The organism is Pseudorhodoplanes sp. (assembly GCF_035565795.1).
In the GTDB taxonomy this organism is placed as follows: Bacteria; Pseudomonadota; Alphaproteobacteria; order Rhizobiales; family Xanthobacteraceae; genus Pseudorhodoplanes.
Genome location: NZ_DATMRV010000172.1, coordinates 20605 through 27322, shown reverse-complemented (window position 1 = coordinate 27322; position 6718 = coordinate 20605). Strand labels below are relative to the sequence as shown.

General features: G+C 63.1%; 9 protein-coding genes. 4 read left to right on the top strand and 5 right to left on the bottom strand.

Annotated features, from left to right (window positions below):
• From VNZ93_RS15585 to VNZ93_RS15570, 4 genes are all read left to right on the top strand, one after another.
• On the top strand, positions 1-319 hold a 319-nt coding region (locus VNZ93_RS15585; protein ID WP_325706887.1), incomplete at its 5' end, for a hypothetical protein.
• Positions 320-785: 466 nt separating this feature from the next.
• The gene (locus VNZ93_RS15580; protein ID WP_325706884.1) at positions 786-1358 is read left to right on the top strand and encodes a glutathione peroxidase; all 573 of its coding nucleotides are present in this window, start codon (positions 786-788) and stop codon (positions 1356-1358) included.
• Positions 1359-1593: 235 nt separating this feature from the next.
• Entirely contained in the window at positions 1594-2469 is an 876-nt protein-coding gene (locus VNZ93_RS15575; protein ID WP_325706881.1) for a polysaccharide deacetylase family protein, read from the top strand.
• Positions 2470-2589: 120 nt separating this feature from the next.
• Positions 2590-3138, top strand: coding sequence for a dihydrofolate reductase (locus VNZ93_RS15570; RefSeq protein WP_325706878.1), 549 nt, complete (start codon positions 2590-2592; stop codon positions 3136-3138).
• A 201-nt stretch (positions 3139-3339) separates the two neighbouring features.
• Here the strand turns inward: VNZ93_RS15570 and VNZ93_RS15565 are convergent, their stop codons facing one another.
• From VNZ93_RS15565 to VNZ93_RS15545, 5 genes are all read right to left on the bottom strand, one after another.
• Complete coding sequence (locus VNZ93_RS15565; protein ID WP_325706875.1) at positions 3340-3606, bottom strand: DUF3551 domain-containing protein; 267 nt, start codon at positions 3604-3606, stop codon at positions 3340-3342.
• Between the two features lie 21 nt (positions 3607-3627).
• Positions 3628-4092, bottom strand: coding sequence for a DoxX family protein (locus VNZ93_RS15560; protein WP_325706873.1), 465 nt, complete (start codon positions 4090-4092; stop codon positions 3628-3630).
• Between the two features lie 75 nt (positions 4093-4167).
• Entirely contained in the window at positions 4168-4572 is a 405-nt protein-coding gene (locus VNZ93_RS15555) for a hypothetical protein (protein WP_325706870.1), read from the bottom strand.
• A 112-nt stretch (positions 4573-4684) separates the two neighbouring features.
• Positions 4685-4993, bottom strand: coding sequence for a glycine zipper domain-containing protein (locus tag VNZ93_RS15550; RefSeq protein WP_325706867.1), 309 nt, complete (start codon positions 4991-4993; stop codon positions 4685-4687).
• A gap of 72 nt (positions 4994-5065) precedes the next feature.
• Positions 5066-6685 carry an EAL domain-containing protein gene (locus tag VNZ93_RS15545; RefSeq protein ID WP_325706864.1) on the bottom strand — a complete coding sequence of 540 codons (1620 nt, stop codon included), beginning with the start codon at positions 6683-6685 and terminating at the stop codon, positions 5066-5068.
• Positions 6686-6718: the final 33 nt, after the last annotated feature.

The window sequence follows — 6718 nt, the reverse complement described above, 5'->3', positions numbered from 1 at the left end:
CATCCTCACGCATCCGCAACGCCTCTGCGCGACGGACGCGCTGCTGCCGCAGCCGCTCCTCGCGTGCGAGCTGTTCGCGTTTCGAAAGGCGCGTATTCGCATTGTGCTGCTGGGAAGATGTGCTGCTCTGCGCTGCCGCGGATCGGTCCGGCGCGGCAGGCGCGACGGCTTGCAGCGCTGGAGCAGAAGCCGCGACGGCCGCTGGCGACGCTGGAGCGGCTGGAACTGCCGAACCAGTCGTGGCCACTTCAGTTTGTGGCTTGCTCGCGGCCTGGAGCGATGGCGCTACCGGGCCGGAGGGCTGTGCAATTTGCTGTGATCCGAGCCCATGCTTCGGCGTCGAGCGCTTGGTGAATTTCGTATCGGCAGCCTTGAGGCAACGCGGTTCGATATACGGCCAGGTCTGATCCTCGCAGGGCTTTCCCGCCGAACCGGCGCCCTCGCCTCCGACAACGCGCACATCCTGCGGAATGCTGCCGTTCGCCCAGTCTCCAACCGCACTGGAACTCGCGTTCAAAAGTGCGAGAAGGCCGGTCACGCCAAGAAAAATCGCGGATCCGCTCAACACTGTCGCGGCGACGCGTGCTCTTGTTCGCTCGCGTGTTCCCAAGGGTCCATCAAACGATACGCGGAACGGACTGAATTTCGGCATGATGGCTCCTCACGCTACCGGTCGCAAACGATCCCGCCTGCGTGATGGTTCCGCCGTGCGACACCCGGCTCACGGCCATGTGGTTTCAACCCCGGTCGTGCCGCTGCTATGGGACATTCAAGGAGCGTTCGAGATGATCGACCGGCGACTTGTCATGACCGGATTTGCAGCAAGCGCGGTGCTCGGCTCTTCGATTCAGCACGCGAACGCACAATCCGCGATGAGTCGCGCGACGGCATTTGGATTCTCGTTCAGGACGCTCGACGGACAGGACCTGCGGCTCGCCGACCGGACAGGGCGTCCCGTGCTGGTGGTCAACACAGCGTCTTTGTGCGGTTACACCCCGCAATATGCCGGGCTTGAATCACTCTGGTCGCGCTATCGCGACCGCGGCCTTCTTGTGATCGGCGTTCCATCGAATGATTTCGGCGGCCAGGAACCCGGCGGGCCTGAGGAGATTCAAGGCACGGCCCACCGTCATGGCGTGACCTTTCCCATCACCGAGAAAGTCGCGATCAAGGGCGATTCGGCCCACCCCTTCTATCGCTGGGCGGCGATCCAGCGGCCGGGCGAAACCCCGCGCTGGAACTTCCACAAATACCTGGTCGGAAGCGACGGCACTCTGGCGGCCGCTTTCGCCTCGGCCGTCGAGCCGACCGACTCGCGCGTGGTTGCTGCCATCGAACGGCAGCTGCCGCCCGCCTAGGCCATGCGGGAGCAGCCATGTCCGGCTACACTGTCCCGAAATCGTCCATTTCGCTGCAAAATCGCGGGAGTAACACCTTGTTTCCCGTGTCGGTGTCACCACAGCTAACCTTAATCCCCGATCCCCACCGGTATCGACGTGAGGACTCGTTGACTCTTAACGCCGCGCGGGGTTTCCATGTCTTATCAATATCATGCGGGCCGATCTTCGCCCGTTTATCATGAGGGGGTTCACCATGCGTCACTCGCTCGCATGCGCTATCCTGATCTCCGCATCGCTGGCGGGCGGTGCGGCCTTCGCGCAACAACCGGGCGCCGCGCAGGCGGGTGCCAAGTGTGCCAATCCGAACGCGCTCGGCGTGTCGCGTACGGTCGAAATTGACACAACCGGTGGCCCCGGCTTCGGCTTCGAGCACTTCAAGCAGCACGACTTCCTGCGCAACAACGAAGTGCTGTTGACCTTCGATGACGGCCCCTGGCCGAGCACCCCGAAGGTCCTCGCTGCTCTTGCCGAGCACTGCACCAAGGCGACCTTCTTCATCATCGGCAAGCACGCCACCTATTATCCGGAGATCCTCAAGCAGGTCGCGGAAGGCGGTCACACCATCGGTTCGCACACCTGGAGCCATGCCGACCTCGGCCGCAAGAACATCACCGTGGAGCAGGCAAAAGACGAGATCGAAAAGGGCATCAGCGCCGTCAACGTCTCGCTTGGCGCGCAGGCCGCCCCGTTCTTCCGCTTCGTGGCGCTTCGGCATCCGCCGGAACTCGTGACCTATCTCGGCGAGCGCAACATCGCGATTTTCTCGACCGATCTCGACTCTTTCGACTTCAAGGCGCGCCGGCCCGAGCAGGTCGTCAATGCGGTGATGAACAAGCTGAAGAAGCACGGCAAGGGCATCGTTCTGATGCACGACTTCCAGGCGCACACTGCCGAAGCCGTTCCGGAATTGCTGAAACAGCTCAAGGAAGGCGGCTACAAGATCGTCCACATGCGGGCGAAGGGCACCGTCCAGTCGATCGCCAAGTATGACGAGATGCTGAAGAAGGAAGCCAAGCTCCCGACCGTTGACCAGCGCCCGACCGCGAGCGTTGTCCGCACCGTCGACTGAGCCCTCTCCTTTCTCGCACGAGCTTTGAAATCGCCGGGCTTGCCCGGCGATTTCTTTTTGGTCGTCGGCGCGGCACAATGGCGGAGCATTTCCCGTCGCCATCGAACCCCAATTGTCCGCATGTCCTATCGCTTCATCGGCTACGCCATCGTCTCGGAAGACGGCATGCTTGCCGACGCGAGCGGGACGATCCCGCCTTCGCTGATCGTCAAGGCCGATCAGGATTTCTTCATGCGCGGCCTCGATGCAGCCGCGGCGCTGGTACACGGCAGGAATTCCGCCGAGCAGCCGACCTCCCCCAACCGCCGGCGCCTGATCGCGACACGCGGCATCGCGGCGACGGCGCCCGTCACCGGCCAGCCGAACGCACTGCACTGGAATCCGAAAGGCGTATCCGTCGAAACCGCACTGGCCGAACTTGGCGTTGCCGATGGCGATGTGGCGATCATCGGCGGCACGGACATCTTCGGGCTGTTCCTGCCGAGCTACGCGATCTTTCATCTGACCCGCGTGCCGAACGTTACGCTGCCTGGCGGGCTGCCAGTTTTCCCCAGGGTACCCACAGTGACGCCGGAAGCCCTGCTCACCGAAGCAGGGTTAAGTCCGGGAAAAGCAATGGCTCTGGATGAGTCGCGCAACGTCAGTGTGGTGTCGTGGCAACGATCTTAGGCAATACGCGGACTCGGTAGGACAATAAGGGTGACGCCGCCGATTTTTCAGGCATCCTGATCTTGATTATTGATTCGATTCTTTTTTGGTCCCGCGGGGCCGGCGGTAGAGGGGGCCGACTCCGCAGAGGTTCCTCCCGCGTGGCGTATTAACTTGGGGCGGCTCAATTGGCCGCCCCCTTTGTTTCAATCGAACAGCCGATCAGCGCGGAGGCCGTGGCGCACGACGATAGCGCGGCGCGGGCTCACCCATATAGCGCGGGTTCACCGCACAATCTCCGCCCGTCGCCGAAACCGCTGTCAGGCACTGCTGCAGGGTGAAATACGAACAATCGGTCTGTCCGTCATAAGCGCGCAGGCAATATTGCGTCTCATAGATGTAGCGCTGCGCATTGGCGGAGGTCGAAACGGACGCGAGCACGATGGTTGCTGCAAATCCCAGCGTCAGTCGCATCGTCATACCGCGCATCTCGTCACTCCTCTTGTGGACTCACAGTCGTTCGATAGCAGGCTCGGGATAGCGATCAATGCCCGGCCGCCAGCGCCCGATTGCAAAGATCACCAGCAAACCGCCGATCAGCGAAAGGTTTTTCAGGGCCTGGATCATGTTGGCGTCGCGCTCGGGACCCGACATCGTCCAGAACGAATGGAAGTACCAGGTCGCTGCCATCGTGAACAGGATCAGCAGGACGGCGCCGGCTCGCGCGCCGATATTGGCTGCGATCATCAGGGCTGCACCGATTTCGACCACACCCGCCAGGATCGCCATCAGCGTCGGCGTCGTCATGCCGGTCGCCGCTTCGAGTTGCGGCGTATAGGCGGTGAGGACGTCCGGCAGCACGACTTTCGAACCAATGGTGCTTGCGGTGGCGGGGATGTCCATCAGCTTCTGCGCACCGGACAGAATGAAAACGAGCACAAACAGGATGCGGCCGAGAACCAGGATTGCGTTCATGACAAAGTCTCCAAAAAGACCGGCGACGCCGTCGAAATCCGGAATCACAAGCTACAATTTCAAGTCAGCACGCACTCAGCCCTTTTTCGAGCCCTTTTTGCCTTTCGGAGTCTTTCCCTTCCTGGCCACGGCTGGTGCGCGTCCCTTGATCTCGACCAGCAGCGCCCGGACTTCCTTGTCGGTTTCGTTGGAGGTTGCGGTGTCTTGCGACGGCAGCCACATCGCCTCGCCGGCCTTGAAGGTCAGTTCGTAGCCCTTGCGCCCGGGCGGCGTGAAAACGATCGAGCCGTCGGTCAGCGCGTACAGAAACGTGTTGGGACGTGCCGCAGCCGGCTGAGAGGCACCGGGCGCCATGCGGATCTCCCGCACTCTGATCTGATCGTTTTCCAGCAGGGACTTCGGCGCGGCCGGAGCAGTCTGGGCGAGAGCAAATGACGCCGGCAGGATCGTCAGCGCGAGGGCAAGAACCGCGATTTTCATGGATTTGCAGAGGCTCTTCTGAAACGTCGGCCAGTCCTGCGCGCAGGCGATGGCAATCGTGAGGCGAAAAGAACGGCCGTGGCAGCGCCCTCCCGAACAAGGCTGGACGCGGTCAGCCGCAGAAGCCGCGCGACGCCAGATGATAATTGCCAACCGGATCGCGCCGCCAGCAGCGACCGTTGTACCAGTAATAACCGCTTCGTCGCCGTTCCATCTGCGCGCCAAGTGTGGCGCCGGTTGCAGCCCCGATAATCGCCCCGGTCGCGGCCCCGCCCCGGCCACCCACCGCGCCGCCGACAATTGCGCCCGCGGCCCCGCCGAAAATGGCGCCGCCAATCAGGCCCTCCTGCGCGGCGGCATCCTGGATGGGCATGGTGCAAGCGAGCGCAAAACAGGCTGCGCCGGTCATGGTGCGAATCATCAGGCTCCTCCCTGTCGATCCCGCGGAAGCATAGCACTGGCCGCTGCAGGCCTTCAAACGCCCGGAGGCCCGCTACGAACCTGCGCGTTGAAGCGAGCGCAGAGGTCCCGGCTTGAAAGGGCTTTCCGCGTCCTTCCGGGGGTCGATCGCTTCGACCAGGCGCAGGAAGGACGAGCCGGACAGCGGCGGGGCGAAGACATAACCTTGGGCGGTACGGATGCCGCGCTCCCGCAGCGCGACCACCTGCTCGAACGTTTCGACACCCTCGGCAATGATGTCCATGCGCATCGACGCGGCGAGGTCGACCAGGGTTTCGATGATCGTGCTGGAGTGATTGTCGCTGCCGAGCGCATCGACGAACATCTTGTCGATCTTAATGATGTCGGCGCCGAGCTTCAGGATATACGAAAGCCCGCCGTGGCCCGCGCCGACATCGTCGATCGCGATCCGCACGCCGAGCTCCTGCAAGGTCGCGATGACGCGCCGCGTGCGGTTGAGATTTTCCAGCGGCTGCCGCTCGGTGACCTCGAGGAAGAGCTGCGAATATCGGATCGGGGAGCGTTCGAAGATGTTGCGCAAATCGCGCACGATGGTCTCGTTCGAAAAGTGCTCGGCCGACATGTTGAAGCCGAGCTTCAGCTTGGGGCGTGTCGCATAGGCCTGCCCCATATCCGAGACCACGTGACGCATCATGCTCCGCGTCATGGCCACGATCATGCCGCTCGATTCCGCGAGCGGGATGAAAGCCGCGGGCGAAACAACCGTGCCGTCGCTCTTGCGCCAGCGCATCAGAACTTCGGCGCCGCGCAGGCGTCCATTGGTGATGTCGACGATCGGCTGGTAATAGGGAATGAACTCGCCGAGACGCAGTGCGCGCTCCAGCTCCGCGACCGGGTTGTCCCGCTGGCGCAGGCGAAGGATCAGCGCGAGCGCGACAAGCGCAAGCGACAGGAGGCCGGTCATCACGATCGCGAGGTCGCGCAGGTCTCCGAGCGATACCTCGCCTTCCATCTGCGGATGGGATGTCGCCACCCGCAGGCCGAAACGGTCGGCAACACGGGCATGGCGCGTGACCGCCGAAAGCCCTTCGCTGTCAGAAGGGCGCGTCCCGATTTCGCTGATGATCGTCCCATCAAGAAGCGACAACTGCCCGTAGCCCCTCGTTCCATCGTTGGCCAGCCCGAGCTTTGCGGTCAGCACGTCGGGGACGATCAGGGCCGAGAGGCTGATGGTCCCACCGGGGCCGACCGGACGGCGCAGGCGGATCATAGGACCAGGCCGATCGCCGACCCGCACAACCTCGATCTCCGCGTCGCTCCCTTTCACCTTGCGCGACGTCAGCACGCTGACAAGGCTGTTCAGCCCAAGGTCGCTGCAAATCGGCTGGCCGGCAGCGCCGAGCACGGAAAACTGCTTCACCCACGGCTCGGACAAAGTCGCGTTCTTCAGCGCATCCACCTGATCGGGACGGCAGCCATCGACGCCACGTTCGGCGAGTGTGTTGAGTGTGTTCAGCGCGGCCCCGAGGCGCATCTCCGCCAGATTGATTGAGCGGCGCGCGAAGGTCTCGATATCATTCGCGCTCTGCCGGACCAGCAAGCCGTCGACCCAGAAATTGAGACCGGCGATCGGGGCACCTGCGAGCAGGATGCCGACCGCGATCGCGATCAATTTTCGGGATTTCGAAGACAAGAAGGGCGCCCCTACGCAACGCAGCACCGCCCA